The sequence below is a fragment of the Nonomuraea antimicrobica genome (assembly GCF_039536965.1).
GTDB lineage: Bacteria > Actinomycetota > Actinomycetes > Streptosporangiales > Streptosporangiaceae > Nonomuraea > Nonomuraea antimicrobica.
The window spans coordinates 14,143-28,042 of sequence record NZ_BAAAZP010000106.1 but is presented as its reverse complement, the minus strand read 5'-3'; the positions used below and the strand labels follow the sequence as shown (position 1 = coordinate 28,042).

Annotated in this window: 15 protein-coding genes; 6 read left to right on the top strand and 9 right to left on the bottom strand. The window is 71.3% G+C overall.

The window, feature by feature from the left end; all coding sequences use genetic code 11:
* Window positions 1-35 precede the first annotated feature (35 nt).
* Window positions 36-743, top strand: coding sequence for a peptidoglycan editing factor PgeF (gene pgeF / locus ABD844_RS30700; RefSeq protein WP_344885915.1), 708 nt, complete (start codon window positions 36-38; stop codon window positions 741-743).
* 13 nt (window positions 744-756) lie between these two features.
* Here pgeF and ABD844_RS30695 read toward each other — a convergent pair whose 3' ends face one another.
* The 3 genes from ABD844_RS30695 to ABD844_RS30685 are packed head-to-tail and all read right to left on the bottom strand — an operon-like array spanning window position 757 to window position 3,006.
* On the bottom strand, window positions 757-1,101 hold the full coding sequence (locus ABD844_RS30695) for a hypothetical protein (RefSeq protein WP_344885912.1): 345 nt from the start codon (window positions 1,099-1,101) through the stop codon (window positions 757-759).
* 26 nt (window positions 1,102-1,127) lie between these two features.
* Window positions 1,128-2,291 carry an ATP-dependent DNA ligase gene (locus tag ABD844_RS30690; protein WP_344885909.1) on the bottom strand — a complete coding sequence of 388 codons (1,164 nt, stop codon included), beginning with the start codon at window positions 2,289-2,291 and terminating at the stop codon, window positions 1,128-1,130.
* Complete coding sequence (locus tag ABD844_RS30685) at window positions 2,272-3,006, bottom strand: pyrimidine reductase family protein (RefSeq protein WP_344885906.1); 735 nt, start codon at window positions 3,004-3,006, stop codon at window positions 2,272-2,274. Before ABD844_RS30685 ends, ABD844_RS30690 begins: the two co-directional genes overlap by 20 nt.
* 136 nt (window positions 3,007-3,142) lie before the next feature.
* Here ABD844_RS30685 and ABD844_RS30680 point away from each other — a divergent pair, with 136 nt between their 5' ends.
* Window positions 3,143-3,538 (top strand): hypothetical protein, encoded by a 396-nt coding sequence (locus ABD844_RS30680; protein ID WP_344885903.1) that lies wholly within the window; start codon window positions 3,143-3,145, stop codon window positions 3,536-3,538.
* 23 nt (window positions 3,539-3,561) lie between these two features.
* On the opposite strand, the gene glgX is transcribed toward ABD844_RS30680, so the two are convergent.
* On the bottom strand, window positions 3,562-5,700 hold the full coding sequence (gene glgX / locus ABD844_RS30675) for a glycogen debranching protein GlgX (RefSeq protein WP_344885898.1): 2,139 nt from the start codon (window positions 5,698-5,700) through the stop codon (window positions 3,562-3,564).
* A gap of 230 nt (window positions 5,701-5,930) precedes the next feature.
* Between glgX and ABD844_RS30670 the strand changes: the two genes are divergently transcribed.
* From ABD844_RS30670 to ABD844_RS30660, 3 genes are all read left to right on the top strand, one after another.
* Window positions 5,931-6,482, top strand: a complete 552-nt coding sequence (locus ABD844_RS30670) for a sigma-70 family RNA polymerase sigma factor (protein ID WP_344885896.1) — start codon at window positions 5,931-5,933, stop codon at window positions 6,480-6,482.
* The gene (locus ABD844_RS30665) at window positions 6,482-7,372 is read left to right on the top strand and encodes a maleylpyruvate isomerase family mycothiol-dependent enzyme (protein ID WP_344885893.1); all 891 of its coding nucleotides are present in this window, start codon (window positions 6,482-6,484) and stop codon (window positions 7,370-7,372) included. Before ABD844_RS30670 ends, ABD844_RS30665 begins: the two co-directional genes overlap by 1 nt.
* A 119-nt stretch (window positions 7,373-7,491) precedes the next feature.
* Window positions 7,492-8,067, top strand: coding sequence for an HD domain-containing protein (locus ABD844_RS30660; protein ID WP_344885890.1), 576 nt, complete (start codon window positions 7,492-7,494; stop codon window positions 8,065-8,067).
* Window positions 8,068-8,150: 83 nt separating this feature from the next.
* On the opposite strand, the gene ABD844_RS30655 is transcribed toward ABD844_RS30660, so the two are convergent.
* Window positions 8,151-9,497 carry an ankyrin repeat domain-containing protein gene (locus ABD844_RS30655; RefSeq protein WP_344885886.1) on the bottom strand — a complete coding sequence of 449 codons (1,347 nt, stop codon included), beginning with the start codon at window positions 9,495-9,497 and terminating at the stop codon, window positions 8,151-8,153.
* Between the two features lie 184 nt (window positions 9,498-9,681).
* Here ABD844_RS30655 and ABD844_RS30650 point away from each other — a divergent pair, with 184 nt between their 5' ends.
* Window positions 9,682-10,416, top strand: a complete 735-nt coding sequence (locus tag ABD844_RS30650; protein WP_344885883.1) for a DUF1707 SHOCT-like domain-containing protein — start codon at window positions 9,682-9,684, stop codon at window positions 10,414-10,416.
* 58 nt (window positions 10,417-10,474) lie between these two features.
* On the opposite strand, the gene ABD844_RS30645 is transcribed toward ABD844_RS30650, so the two are convergent.
* The 4 genes from ABD844_RS30645 to ABD844_RS30630 are packed head-to-tail and all read right to left on the bottom strand — an operon-like array spanning window position 10,475 to window position 13,819.
* Window positions 10,475-11,257, bottom strand: a complete 783-nt coding sequence (locus ABD844_RS30645) for a sirohydrochlorin chelatase (protein WP_344885880.1) — start codon at window positions 11,255-11,257, stop codon at window positions 10,475-10,477.
* Complete coding sequence (locus ABD844_RS30640; protein WP_344885877.1) at window positions 11,239-11,967, bottom strand: phosphoadenylyl-sulfate reductase; 729 nt, start codon at window positions 11,965-11,967, stop codon at window positions 11,239-11,241. The genes ABD844_RS30645 and ABD844_RS30640 overlap by 19 nt, the downstream gene beginning before the upstream one ends.
* Window positions 11,964-12,134: an Insertion element protein gene (locus ABD844_RS30635; protein ID WP_344885874.1), complete on the bottom strand. Its 171-nt coding sequence runs from the start codon at window positions 12,132-12,134 to the stop codon at window positions 11,964-11,966. The genes ABD844_RS30640 and ABD844_RS30635 overlap by 4 nt, the downstream gene beginning before the upstream one ends.
* Entirely contained in the window at window positions 12,131-13,819 is a 1,689-nt protein-coding gene (locus ABD844_RS30630; RefSeq protein WP_344885871.1) for a nitrite/sulfite reductase, read from the bottom strand. The genes ABD844_RS30635 and ABD844_RS30630 overlap by 4 nt, the downstream gene beginning before the upstream one ends.
* Between the last annotated feature and the right edge of the window lie 81 nt (window positions 13,820-13,900).

The window sequence follows — 13,900 nt, the reverse complement described above, 5'->3', positions numbered from 1 at the left end:
TTCTCGATGGTCCTGGCTCGCCTAAGATCGGAAGTATGCAGCTCGCCCCCGGCGTCCACGTCGCCGTCACCGACCGCCACGGAGGCGTCAGCGCGCCGCCCTACGGTTCGCGCAATCTCGGCGGCCTGGTCGGCGACGATCCGGCGGCCGTGCGGGCCAACCGCGAGGGGCTGGTGACCGAGCTGGGTGTGCGGGCCGTGGTGTTCATGCGCCAGGTCCACGGCGCCGACGTCGCCTACGTGAGCGAGCCGTTCGGCGACGACCCGCCGCCGGTCGACGGCGTGTTCACCACCGAGCCCCGCCTGGCGCTGGCCTCGCTCGGGGCCGACTGTCCCGCCGTGTTGGTGGCCGACCCGGTGGCCCGGATGGCCGGCGCGGCCCACTCCGGCCGTCCAGGCACCGAGGCGGGCATCGCCACGGCCCTGGTGGCGGCCATGGCCGCCAAGGGAGCCGAGCCGGGCAGGATGGTCGCGCTGATCGGGCCGGGCGCGTGCGGCCGCTGCTACGAGGTGCCCGCCGACCTGCGCGAACGGGTGGCCTCGAAGGTGCCGGCGACCTGGTCCACGACGTCGTGGCAGACGCCCGCGCTCGACCTGCGGGCCGGTATCGAGGCCCAGCTCAGGGCTGCGGGGGTGGGCGACGTACGCCATGACGCGCGCTGCACCATCGAGTCGGAGGAGCTCTACTCCCACCGCCGTGAGCAGCCCGGCGGTCGTTTCGCCGGGCTCATCTGGCTGGAGTGACGGCCGGCTCCGGCTAGTTCTTCCTGGGGCCGTTGAAGATCGCGTTCACGACGATGATCCCGATCCAGATCGGGACCAGCGAGCTCGGGTTTCCGTCGCCGAGCAGCACGAGCAGCAGGGTGGAGACGGTGCCGAGGGCCACCGACACGATCGCCAGGGCGAGCCGCTGCGCGTCGGCCGGGCCCTGACGGGCCACCTGACGCGCCTTCGGGGCGACCTCGGCCAGCCGCTCGTCCACCCGCCGATCGATCTCCTTGCCCATCTTGTCGAGGAACGACTCCACGACCGCGTCTTCGAACTCGGGCCCGAGGTCGCGGCGCGCGGACACGGCGGCTCGAAACTCATCCCCTGTAGTCACATATCGAGATATAACGGCTCGTCGGGCTATCGGGCAAGGATGTCGTCGAGGTTGTAATTCACCGGACGATCCAACTGCTCATACGTACACGATTCGGGCGTACGGTCGGGCCGCCACCGCCGGAACTGTGCCGTGTGCCGGAACCGGTCGCCCTCCATCTGGTCGTAGGCCACCTCGATCACCAGCTCCGGCCTGAGCGGGATGAACGACAGGTCCTTCTTGGCGTTCCACCGCGAGATCGCGCCCGGCACCCGCTGCCCGCCCGTCGCCGGCCCGGCGGCCGGCTGACCGAGGTTGGCCGCCGCCTGCGCGGCCCAGTGCCCCCAGGGGTGCTCGCTCAGCTCGGCGAGGTACGGCCTGACCTCCTCCACCAGCTCGGCCCTGCGCTTCATCGGGAACGAGGCCGCCACGCCCACGTGGTGCAGCCGGCCGTCGTCGCCGTAGAGGCCGAGCAGCAGCGAGCCCACGATCGGCCCCGACTTGTGCTCGCGGTAGCCGCAGATCACCACGTCGGCTGTGCGCTCGTGCTTGACCTTGAACATCGTGCGCTTGTCGGGCAGGTAAGGCTGGTCGCCCGGCTTGACGATGATGCCGTCGAGCCCGGCTCCCTCGAACGTCTCGAACCACTCGGCGGCCTGCGCGTCGCTGGTGGTGACCGGGGTCAGCCGGATCGAACCGCCCTTCTCGGGGAAGAGCCCTTCCAGCCGGGCCCGCCGCTCGGCGAAGGGCGTCTCCATTAGCGACTCGTCACCCAGCGCCAGCAGGTCGAACGCGACGAACTGGGCAGGCGTGCGCTCCGCCAGCATCGTCACCCGCGACTTGGCCGGATGGATGCGCTGCTGCAACGCCTCGAAGTCGAGCTGCGAGCCCATGGGCAGCACGATCTCGCCGTCGACCACGACCTTGTCGGGCAGCTCGGCCCTGACCGCCTCGACCAGCTCGGGGAAGTAGCGGGTGAACGGCCGCTCGTTGCGGCTGCCGAGGTAGACCTCGTCGCCGTCGCGGAAGACGATGCAGCGGAAGCCGTCCCACTTGGGCTCGTAGAACAGCGTGCCGTCCTGCTTCGGCATGGCCTTGACCGGCTTGGCCAGCATCGGCGCGACCGGCGGGCGTACCGGCAGGCCGGGCACCGGATCGGCGGCCGGATCGGTGGTCGGTTCAGTGGTCGGTTCAGTGGTCGGCTCGGTCATGGCTCTGCTCCCTCGTGTACTTGCAAAAGAGGACCCCCTCCTCCTCCAGCACCTGGCGGAGAGCCAGCGCGACCTGCGCGGGCTCGCCGTTCTGGATGCGCGCCGCGCCGCCGCCGACCAGCAGCGGGCTGACCGACAGGCACAGCTCGTCGACCAGGCCGCAGGCCGAGAGCTGGGCGTTGACCCGGGGCCCGCCCTCGCACAGGACCCTGGTCAGGCCCCGGTCGTGCAGCTCGGCCACGGCCCGGCGCATGTCGACGCCCTCGTCGCCGGCCACGATCAGGTCGGCGCGCTTGGCCGCCTCCTTGCGCCGCTCGTGCGGCGCGGCCTCGCAGGTGATCACGATCGTCCTGCTGGGCGCGTCGAACAGGTCGCTGTCGAGGTCGAGCGCCAGGCTACGGGTGATCACGGCGATGGGCGGCACCTCCGGCCGGCCCTCGCGCAGCTCGGCCCACGCGTCGCGCGGCGGCACCGGCCCGTAGCCCTCCTTGCGTACGGTCGCGGCGCCCGCCACGACGACGTCGGCCAGGCCGCGCAGGGTCTGGAAGATCCGCCGGTCGCCCTTGCTCGACAGCGGACCCGAGCGCCCCTTCAGCCAGGCCGCGCCGTCGACGCTCGCGACCATGTTGAGCCGCAGCCACGGCCGCCCCTCGGGGTAGGCGTACGCCTGCACGATGTCCGGGTTGTCTTGAATGTCGGGATAGATGCGCCGCACCCCTCTACCTTGGCACACGCCTCCGACATTCAGCCGCATGGGGTTTTTCGGCGGACAGCACTTTTGGGTATTGGCGGACTTGTCACCGTTTCTTTGCTAAACGTGACGATAGGGATGGATCGAGAGGGGGCGTGCCGTGGGCCTGGCCACCGCCGTTGCGTGGACGATCGCCGCACTCGCCGGGGTGTACCTGCTGTCGTTCTGGCTGGCGGGAGGGGGCCTGCGCCACGCCAAGGTCACCCGCTTCCCCGCGGCCCTGGTCTTCTCCCATCCGGCGCTGGCGGTCACGTCGCTGGCGTGCTGGGTGGCGAGCCTGCTCACGGGCAGCCGGGCCCTGGCCTGGCTCGCCTTCGCCGGGCTCGCGGCGGCGGCGCTGCTGGGGTTCGCGATGTCCACCCGCTGGCTCGGCGCGGGCCGCCACGCGACCACGGGCCGCGCGGTCCCGGTGCTGGCGGTCGCGCTGCACGGCCTGGCCGGAGTGACGGCCTTCACCCTGGTCCTGCTCACCGCCAGCGCCGTCCGCGTCTTCTGACGAGCGTCGGCCGGACATCGAGGTCAGCCCGAGGGCGGGGACTTGGCCTTGCGCGGCCGGCGGAGGAGCTGGAGCGAGCGGGCCGTCACCGCGACCAGGCCGCCCGCAGGCCACCGCTCGTCGGTGAAGACGTCCTCGACGGTGTCGCTCGTCGTGTCCAGCACCGGGATCCAGTCGCTCCCGAACTCCTCGCCCGGCAGCGTGAACGGCATGTTCTCGTGGTGCGCGTTGATCAGCAGCAGGAACGAGTCGTCCACGATCCGCTCCCCGCGCGGCCCCGGCTCGGTGATCGCCTCGCCGTTCAGGTAAACCATGAGCGACTTCGCGTAGCTGATGTGCCAGTCGCCCGCCGTCATCTCGTGCCCGCCGGGCGTGAGCCACACCAGGTCGCGGGCGCCGTTGTCGGGATGGCGTCCGTGGAAGAAGCGGCGGCGCTGGAAGACCGGGTGCTCGCGGCGCAGCTTCGACAGCGCGCGGACGAACTCCAGCAGACCCGACTCCGCGTGCACCAGCGACCAGTCGACCCAGGCCAGCTCGTTGTCCTGGCAGTAGGCGTTGTTGTTGCCCCGCTGCGTGCGCCCGATCTCGTCGCCGTGCGACAGCATGGGCACGCCCTGCGACAGGAACAGCGTGGCCAGGAAGTTGCGGCGTTGGCGGCGGCGGAGCGTGACGATGGACGGGTCTTCGACGGGTCCCTCCGCGCCGCAGTTCCAGGACCGGTTGTCGTTGGTGCCGTCGCGGTTGTCCTCGCCGTTGGCCTCGTTGTGCTTGTGGTCGTACGAGACGAGGTCGTTGAGCGTGAAACCGTCGTGGCAGGTGACGAAGTTGATCGAGGCGACAGGGCGGCGGCCGGAGGACTCGTACAGGTCGGCGGAGCCGGTCAGGCGGGAGGCGAACTCGGGCAGCGCCGAGTGGGTGCCCCGCCAGAAGTCGCGGACGATGTCGCGGTATTTCCCGTTCCACTCCGTCCACAGGGGCGGAAAGTTGCCGACCTGGTATCCGCCCGGCCCGACGTCCCACGGCTCCGCGATGAGCTTGACCTGCGAGATCACCGGGTCCTGCTGGATCAGGTCGAAGAACGCGCTCAGCCGGTCGACGTCGTGCAGCTCCCTGGCCAGCGCCGAGGCCAGGTCGAACCGGAACCCGTCGACGTGCATCTCCAGCACCCAGTAGCGCAGCGAGTCCATGATGAGCTGCAGGGCGTGCGGCGAGCGTACGTTGAGCGAGTTTCCGCACCCGGTGTAGTCGAGGTAGTAGCGCCGGTCGCCGTCGTGCAGCCGGTAGTAGGCGGCGTTGTCGATGCCCCTGAACCCGAGTGTGGGCCCCATGTGGTCGCCCTCGGCGGTGTGGTTGTAGACCACGTCGAGGATGACCTCGATGCCCGCCTCGTGCAGCGCCCGCACCATGGCCTTGAACTCCAGCACCTGCTGCCCCCGCGTCCCCGCGCTGGAGTAGCGGCCGTGGGGCGCCAGGTAGGCCATCGTGTTGTAGCCCCAGTAGTTGGTCAGCCCGCGCGCCACCAGGAAGTGCTCGGGGATGTAGTGGTGCACCGGCATCAGCTCGACCGCCGTCACGCCGAGCGACAACAGGTGCTCGATGATCGCCGGATGCCCCACCGCCGCGTACGTGCCCCGCAGGTCGGGCGGCACGTCGGGGTGCCGCATGGTGAGCCCGCGCACGTGCGCCTCGTAGATCACGGTCTGGTGGTACGGGATGCGCGGCGGCCGGTCGTTGCCCCACTCGAAGAACGGGTTGACCACCACGTTCTTCGGCATGTACGGCGCGCTGTCCTCGGTGTTGCGCCTGGTGGGATCGGTGAAGTAGTAGGGGAACAGCGCCTGGTTCCAGGTCAGCTCGCCGTCGATGGCCTTTGCGTAGGGGTCGAGCAGCAGCTTGGCCGGGTTGGACCGGTGACCGTGCGACGGCTCGTAGGGCCCGTGCACGCGATAGCCGTACCGCTGCCCCGGCTGGATGCCCGGCAGATAGCCATGCCAGACGAACCCGTCGACCTCGGGCAGCTCGACGCGCTCCTCGGAGCCGTCATCGTGGAAAAGGCACAGCTCGACCCGCTCGGCGACCTCGGAGAACACCGCAAAGCTGGTGCCCACGCCATCCCAGGTGCCGCCGAGTGGATAGGGCTCGCCCGGCCAGACCTCGCGCATGTGACCCGATTGTCGCACGCGAAGGCGCTCTTGGTCGCGCAACGGTCCGATCACGCCCCGTCGTACGCGACGACCCCGGCGGCGTGCCTGCCACGCTCTCCGATCACTTCGTGGCCCGGATGAGTCCCGGCGGGCGGTCATCCGGCTCTACATTTGCCGCGAATAATGACATGCTCGGGTCGCGGCGCCCCCTGCCGCCTTGGTCCGGAAAACACGGGAGCGTGGTGCCAGTGGAGGCACCGTACGACGACCGCCTGTTACACCAGCGGGTGGTCGGCGGCGACGAGTCCGCGCTGGGCGAGGTCTACGATCGGCTCTCCTCGCTGATCTTCGGTCTCTCCCTGAGGGTCACCAGGGACCGGGTGATCGCCGAGGACATCACGCAGGAGGTGTTCCTGGTCTTCTGGGAACGGCCGCTCGCCTACGACCCCGACCGGGGCACGTTGCGCGCCTGGCTGGCCACGATCGCGCACCGCCGCGCGGTCGACCACGTACGGGCCGAGGAGCGCAGGCGGGTGTCCGCCCTGGGGCCCAGGCTGTTCGAGCGCGAACCCGCCAGACTGGAGGACGACGTCCTCGCCGCCGACGAGGCCGACCGGGTGCGTCAGGCGGTGACGTCCCTGCCCGAGGGGCTGCGGCAGGCGATCGAGCTGGCCTACTTCGGCGGGCGTACCTATCGGCAGGTCGGCGAGGAGCTCGGCGTGCCCGAGGGAACGGCCAAGTCGCGCATCCGGCTGGCGCTGCGACGCCTGGCGGACGCGCTGGCGGAGGAGGAAGTGTGATGGACGCCGTCGAGCGTCTCTACCTGGACGCGATGATGGAGGACCCGGCGGCGCCGGGCCACTCGTTGCGGCCCCAGCTCCTGGCCGGGGCCCGCGCCAGGCGCCGGCCCGCGGCCGCCACTGCCGCCTGGGCGCAGCCGTACGCCGCCCGGGTGGCGGCCATGGACGCGCTGCTGACCTCCGCGGTCGACGACGACTGGTCGCGGGTGATCGTCGAAGGCTGGACGCTTCAGGAACTGGTCGCGCACCTGGCCGCCAAGGACGGTCTCCTGGCCGCCTCCGTGGGCGCTCCCGTACTGGGCCCGCCGATCAAGGCGGCCGACTCGCTGGGCCGTACGAGCGAGGTGCAGGCGTACGAGCGGGCCCGCAGCCCCGAGCAGACGCGGCGCGACTGGCGCGCCCAGGCCGACGCCCTCTGCCGCCACCTGGCCGACCTGCCCGCCACCACCCCGGCCACCCTGGACGGCATGGAGGTGGCGGTCAGCGACCACCTCCTGGCCAGGGGCCTGGAGACGTGGATCCACACGGCGGACGCGGCCAAGACGGCCCGGCTCCGCCTGCCCGACCCGATCGCCGAGCACATCCACCCCACGGCCGACCTGTGCGCCCGCCTGCTGCCCTGGACGATGCTCCTGTCCGGCCTGGACGGCGCCGGCCGCACGCTGTGCCTCACGCTGACGGGCGCGGGCGGCGGCGAGTGGCGGATCGCCCTGGGCGTGCAGGACGCGGCTCCCGGCGAGCCCGACGCCCACATCACGGCGGACGTGGTGGAGTTCTGCTTCCTGCTCGGCGGCAGGGGAGACCCGGCCGCCCTCCCCGCCGACCTGGCGGGTGACCTCTCGCTGGCCAGGGACGTCCTGACCGCGGCCCCCGCCTTCTCCGGCCCTTGAGCAGACGAGCCCATGAGCCATTGAGCACACGAGCCCACGAACCTGGCGGGGCGTTCCCGGCACAGGGGAGTGCCGTCGTCTAGGCTCTAGGGTCCGCACATGACGAGAGGGGGGTCCTCGTGGCGGACGACGTGACGGGTCTGGCCGGACTGTTCTACGAGTTCGGCCTGCTCAAGCGCTACAAGCGCACGGGGTGGCTGGTGGCGGGCGTACGCGATCCGGAGAGCATCGCGGAGCACTCGTTCCGGGCGGCCGTGATCGCCGCCGTGATCGCCAGGCTTGAGGGTGGTGATCCGGAGCGGGCCGCGTTCATGAGCCTGTTCCACGACACGCAGGAGACGCGCATCACCGACATCCCGTACATCGGTAAGCGTTATCTTCAACCGGCCTCCAACGAGGCCGTCACCGCCGACCAGGTACGCGGCCTGCCCGCCGAGGTGGCGGGCATGCTGGGCGACGCCGTGGCCGAGTACGAGGAGAAGGCCAGCGTGGAGGCCGTCTGCGCGCGCGACGCCGACAAGCTGGAATGCCTCCTGCAGGCCGTCGAATACCGCGAACAGGGGCACCAGAACGTGCAGGGCTGGATCGACAGCTCGCTCGCCGCGATCACCACCACGACGGGCAAACGCCTGGCCGAGGAGGCCCTGAGCACGGGGACCCTCGACTGGGTGACCCGCGTGCTCAACGGCGACTGATCTCCCCGGCCCGGTCGGGAGCGGGCTGAGGGTGGCTGACGAGGTCTCCGGCCCGGCCGGGAGGAGGGGTGCGCCCGGTCAGGTCAGGAGGCGGCGGGGCGGCTGACGAGCTCCCTGGCGTAGTCGTCGTCGCTCTCCGCCAGCACCCGCTCGGTGCCCTGGGCGGCCCGCTCGTCACCGCGGTCGGCCAGCCCGCGCGTGGCCTCGGCCACCGTACGCAGGTCGGTGTCGGACAGCCGGGCCGCCAGCGCGTCCCTGATCACCGGCGTGTCGGCGGTCAGCCCGGCCAGCCCGGCGGTGGCCCAGTCGCGGACCTCGGAGTCGTCGTCCTCGGTCATCGCGATCAGCAGCGCCAGCCCCTCCTCGTGGTCGGGCGGCAGCACGTCGGCCAGCGCGATCGGGTCGGTCATCGTGCGGTTGTGGCCGGGCCGCCCGACGATGTCCAGCACGTACGGCAGCGCCCGCGGGTCGCCCTGGTGCCCGAGCGCCGCCAGCACCGAGCGCAGCACCTGCGGGTTGCCCTCCGTGGTGACCATCTTCTGCAGCAGCGGCAGGGTCCGGTCGAGGTACGGCTTGTCGCCGTCGGCGAACCCGAACTGGGCGATCGCGTCGACGCCGAACTCCCGCTCTCTGGCGTCCTCGCTCACGCACAGCGCGGCCAGCGCCTCGAACGTCTCCTCGTCGGCCCGCTTGCCCAGCGCGTCGGCCACGATCCACCAGGTCTCGGCGTCCTCGTCGATGTCGCGGTGCGCCAGGGCCCGCGCCACCAGCCGTTCCACCGGGGCGTGGCCGCCGGCCGCCTCCTCCAGCAGGGTCGCGATGGCGGCGTGGCCGCGCTGGGCCTGCACCTGCTCGCTCTCGGAGCCGTCGGCCGCGCGCCCGGCCACCGTGACCAGCTCGGTGCCGTCCTTGGCGTACTGGCGGGCCACGACGTACTCCCAGCCGTCCTTCTCGATCTGGTCGAGCAGCGCGCTCTCCAGGTGCACGCCCACCCAGTCGACGGCGATCTCCAGCGGCGTGTCACCGTCGCCGTCGTACTTCTGGTGGTCGGCGCCCGCCTCCAGCAGCGTCTGCACCACGCCCAGGGCGCCGCGCCTGGCGGCCAGCGTGAGCGGGGTGTCGCCGTCGTCGTTGGTCGCGTCGACCTCGGCGCCCGCCTCGATCAGCACCTTGGCGACGGCGGCCTGGCCGTTGGCGGCGGCCCACAGCAGCGCCGTCCAGCCGCCGTCCTCCCGGCCGTTGACGTCGGCGCCGCCCGCCAGCAGCGCGCCCGCCACCTCAGTGCGGTCCCAGGCGGCGGCCGCGCACAGCGGCAGGCCCGCCTCTTCGCCCTCGCTGGGGGTGTTGGGATCGGCGCCACTGGCCAGCAGCTTGCCCACGGTCTCGGTCTCGCCGTTCAACGCCGCGCGGTAGAGCTGTTCCTCATGCATGACAGGGACCCTAGCCTGGTCCGGCCGCGCCCCGGACCACGCCAGGGCCCCGTGTCATGGCGTGGTACGCGCCCCACCCCCGAAGTGGTTCAAACTCCTCCGGGAACGTGCATGTTTCGCTGGATGGCCCGATTCCTTCCCAAGGAGGAGCTGCAATCCGGCCAAGACGCGATATGTTGCGAGTATGACTGAACCGGGGGAGATCCGCGCGTCGGACGCCGAGCGTGAGGCCGTCGTCGAGCAGCTCCGCGTCGCCTCGGTCGAGGGCCGGCTCACCCTCGTCGAGCTGACCGACCGCACCGAGGCCGCCTACACCGCGACCACCCATGCCGAGCTGGCCCTGCTCACCCAGGATCTGCCCGCGGGCACCGCCCCCGCCCCCGCCCCCGCCCCCGCGCCCGCCCCGCGACCCGAGGGCAGGAAGCGGCGGTGGTTCGTCGGCGTCATGGGCGACTCCAAACGGCGCGGTTCCTGGCGCATCGAGCAGGAGCTCGGCGCGGTCGCGGTGATGGGCGACGTCCTGCTCGACCTGCGCGAGGCCGAGGTGCGCACGAACCAGGTGGACATCCTGGCCGTCTCCGTGATGGGCGACGTGAAGATCATCGTGCCCGACGGGGTGATCGTCGACCTCGACGGCATGGCGATCATGGGCGACAAGAAGGTCGACGTCCAGCAGGCGCCCCCCGGCATGAACGTTCCCGTGGTGCGGGTGCAGGCGTACGCGGTGATGGGCGACGTCAAGGTGATCGGCGACGCGCAGGCCCAGCCGCTGCAGCGCGGGTTCGCTGCCTGGCGCGAGCACTGGCAGCGGCTGCACGGCGACGACTGGCGGCAGCTCGGCCGCCAGCTCCGCGCGGAGGGCCGTGAGCTGCGCAGACAGCTCAACGACGACCGCCGCGGCCTCCACGGCGGCCACTGACCCCGCAAGCCTCCCACGGGCCGCTCAGCCCCCGAGACGGCCCGCTCAAACTCGTGGGTCACCCCGCGAGCGACACCGGCTCCGGCTGCCGCAGCGCCGCCGTGTACCGCTCCAGCAGCACCTCCACCAGCTCGGGAGCCGCCCCGAGCACGTCGGCCACGACCTCGGCGCCCGCCTCCAGCGTCTCGCGCCGCACCTTGTCGGCGAAGTATCCAGGAGCCAGCAGGTACGGCGCCACCACCACCCGCGGCGCCCCGGCCCTCAGCAGCGCCGCCACGGCGGCGGCCGGGGTGGGACCGGCGGCGGAGGCGTACGCGGGCGTCACGGTCCACCAGCCCGACCGCCGCCACGCCCGCGCCATCTCCGCGACCACCCCGTTGGCCCGCGCGTCGCTCGAACCCGCCGACACCAGCACCACGGCCGTGTCCGGATCGCCCACCGGCACGCCCGCCTCGCCCAGCCGCCGTTCCAGCGCCGGCAGCAGCAGCGGGTGCGGGCCCAGCGTGTGGCCGTAGCTCACCCGCAGCCGGGGGTCGCGCGCGCGGGCCTCGTTGAGCGCCGCCGGCAGGTCCACCCGGCTGTGGTACGCCTCGGTGAGCAGCAGCGGCAGCACCACGGCCGCCCGCAGCCCGCCCAGGGCCTGCCCCAGCGTCGGGGCGCAGTGATCCAGGTACGCCACCCGCACGTCCAGCGGCACCTGGTCGAGCAACGCGGCCACGGTGGCGGCGGCGCGAGGGTCTCGCGACCCGTGCGCCACCGCCACCAGTGGCACGCGGCCGGGGGCCGCCCCGCCTGCCAACGGGACGGGTCCCCCGCTGGGGATCACAGGTGAATGCCGCATTCGACCTTCCCCAGGCCCGCCCAGCGTCCGCTGCGCGGATCCTCTCCCTCCGCGACCTGCCGCGTGCACGGCCCGCAGCCGATCGAGGGGTAGTTGTCGTAGTGCAACGGGTTGATCAGCACCCCGTTGTCGGCGATGTAGTTGTCGACGTCGTCTTGAGTCCAGGAGGCGATCGGGTTGACCTTCACCATCTGCCGCTTGGCGTCCCACTCCACGACCTTGGTGCCGGTGCGGCTGGGCGACTCGTCGCGGCGGATGCCGGAGATCCACGCCAGGTACGGCTCCAGCGCCCGGTTCAGCGGCTCCACCTTGCGCAGGTAGCAGCACAGGTCGGGGTTGCGGCCGAACAGGCGCGGGCCGAGGTCGCGGTCTTGCTCCTCGACCGTGCGCGACGGCTTGATGTCGATCACGTTGACGTCATAGACCTGCCGTACGGCGTCACGGGTGCCGATCGTCTCGGCGAAATGGTAACCCGTGTCGATGAACAGCACGTCAACGCCGGGCTTGACCCTGCTCACCAGGTCGATGAGCAGGGCGTCGCTCATCGAGGAGGTCAGGCACAGCCGGTCGCCGAACGTCGCCGCCGCCCAGCGGATGATCTCGCGGGCGGGGGCGTCGTCCAGGAACCTGGCGGCGGACTCGACGATGTCCTGCAGGTCGAGCGCGCCGCGCTGCTCCCGCAAACCGACCTCGAGGTCGACGAGCGTCATATCTTCACTCCGATTCCCAGGAATTTCAGCTTGAAGGCACGAGCGCAGGCGCGGCAGTACCAGCCGCCTCCCGCCGCGGACCCCGGGACGTTCGGCTCGCCCTCATAGGGCTCGAGGTCTTCGTCACCGCAGTAGGGGCAGTGAAAGGGAACCGCTCGTGTGGTCATTTCAGATCGGCCTCGTCTGCTCGCTGGACCCAGTCGGCGAACGACTCGCCCTCTTTCTTCTGGCTGTCGTAGTTGGACACGACCCGTGCCACGTAGTCGGGCAGCGCCTTGGCCGTGGTCTTGAGCCCGCGTACTTTGCGGCCGAAGCCCGCGTTGACCCCCAGGGAACCGCCCAGGTGGATCTGGAAGCCCTCGACCTGGTCGCCGTTCTCGTCCACGACGAGCTGGCCCTTGAGGCCGATGTCGGCGACCTGGATGCGGGCGCAGGAGTTGGGGCACCCGTTGACGTTGATGGTCAGCGGCTCCTCGAAGGCGGGCAGCCGCCGCTCCAGCTCGTCGATCAGGTCCATCGCGGTGGCCTTGGTCTCGACGATGGCGAGCTTGCAGTACTCGATGCCGGTGCAGGCCATCGTCTGGCGGCGGAACGTGGACGGCTTGACCTGTAGGTCGACGGCCTCCAGCGCGGCCACGATCGAGTCGACCCGGTCGGGCGCGACGTCGAGGATGACCATCTTCTGCTCGACCGTCGTGCGGACCCGGTCCGAGCCGTGCCGCTCGGCGATGTCGGCGATCGCGTGCAGCTTGTCGCCGTCGAGCCGGCCCACCTTGGGCGCGAAGCCGACGTAGAAGTCGCCGTCCTTCTGCGGGAACACGCCGACGTGGTCGCGGCGGCTGCCGCGCGGCAGCTCGGGCGCGGGCCCGTCGGGCAGTTGCTCCTTGAGGTATTCCGTCTCCAGGACCTCACGGAACCGCTCCGGGCCCCAGTCGTTGACCAGGAACTTGATCCGCGCCCGGTGCCGCAGCCGCCGGTAGCCGTAGTCGCGGAAGACGCCGACCACGCCCTCGTAGACGTCGGCCGCCTGCTCCGGCCGGACGAACACGCCCAGCCGCTTGCCCAGCATCGGGTTGGTGGACAGGCCGCCGCCCACCCACAGGTCGTAACCCGTCTCGCCGTGCTCGTTGACCACGCCGACGAAGGCCACGTCGTTGATCTCGTGCACCGTGCAGTGCGCCGGGCAGCCGCTCAGCGCCGACTTGAACTTGCGCGGCAGGTTCGAGAACGCCGGGTTGCCCACGACCCGCTCGTTGATCTCCAGGATCTGCTCGGTGGCGTCGATCACCTCGTCGGAGTCGATCCCGGCCAGCGGGCAGCCCAGGATCACCCGCGGGGTGTCGCCGCACGCCTCGGTGGTGGACAGGCCCACCGCCTCCAGACGCTCCCAGATGTCGGGCACCGACTCGATCTCGATCCAGTGGAGCTGGATGTTCTGCCGGTCGGTCAGGTCGGCCGTGCCGCGGCCGTACGCGTTGGAGATGTCGGCGATCGTACGGAGCTGGGCCAGGTCGAGCTGGCCGCCGTCGATGCGCACGCGCAGCATGAAGTAGCGGTCGTCGAGCTCCTCCGGCTCGAGGATCGCGGTCTTGCCACCGTCGATGCCCGGCTTGCGCTGGGTGTAGAGGCCGTACCAGCGCATGCGGCCACGCAGGTCGGCCGGGTCGATCGAGTCGAAGCCCTGCTTGGAGTAGATGTCGATGATGCGCTGGCGGACGTTGAGGCCGTCGTCGTTCTTCTTGTTCTCTTCGTTCTTGTTGAGCGGCTCACGGTAACCGAGAGCCCACTGGCCTTCGCCGCGCGGGCGCTTGTGGTGCCGGCTGGCAGGAGTGCGGCTGGCAGGGGTGCTCATTGCGCGTCCTTCGGATCATGGGCGCGCGCAGCGTCCTCCTGCCTCGTCTTCGAGTGCAGGGCTGGATGGTGGAGTGCGACG

Excerpts from the sequence above, each read along its gene's own strand:
- pgeF (WP_344885915.1), top strand. The coding sequence starts at position 36 with ATGCAGCTCGCCCCCGGCGTCCACGTCGCCGTCACCGACCGCCACGGA.
- ABD844_RS30690 (WP_344885909.1), bottom strand. The coding sequence starts at position 2,291 with ATGACCGAGCCGACCACTGAACCGACCACTGAACCGACCACCGATCCG.
- glgX (WP_344885898.1), bottom strand. The coding sequence starts at position 5,700 with ATGCGCGAGGTCTGGCCGGGCGAGCCCTATCCACTCGGCGGCACCTGG.
- ABD844_RS30665 (WP_344885893.1), top strand. The coding sequence starts at position 6,482 with ATGGACGCCGTCGAGCGTCTCTACCTGGACGCGATGATGGAGGACCCG.
- ABD844_RS30655 (WP_344885886.1), bottom strand. The coding sequence starts at position 9,497 with ATGCATGAGGAACAGCTCTACCGCGCGGCGTTGAACGGCGAGACCGAG.
- ABD844_RS30650 (WP_344885883.1), top strand. The coding sequence starts at position 9,682 with ATGACTGAACCGGGGGAGATCCGCGCGTCGGACGCCGAGCGTGAGGCC.
- ABD844_RS30645 (WP_344885880.1), bottom strand. The coding sequence starts at position 11,257 with ATGCGGCATTCACCTGTGATCCCCAGCGGGGGACCCGTCCCGTTGGCA.
- ABD844_RS30640 (WP_344885877.1), bottom strand. The coding sequence starts at position 11,967 with ATGACGCTCGTCGACCTCGAGGTCGGTTTGCGGGAGCAGCGCGGCGCG.
- ABD844_RS30635 (WP_344885874.1), bottom strand. The coding sequence starts at position 12,134 with ATGACCACACGAGCGGTTCCCTTTCACTGCCCCTACTGCGGTGACGAA.
- ABD844_RS30630 (WP_344885871.1), bottom strand. The coding sequence starts at position 13,819 with ATGAGCACCCCTGCCAGCCGCACTCCTGCCAGCCGGCACCACAAGCGC.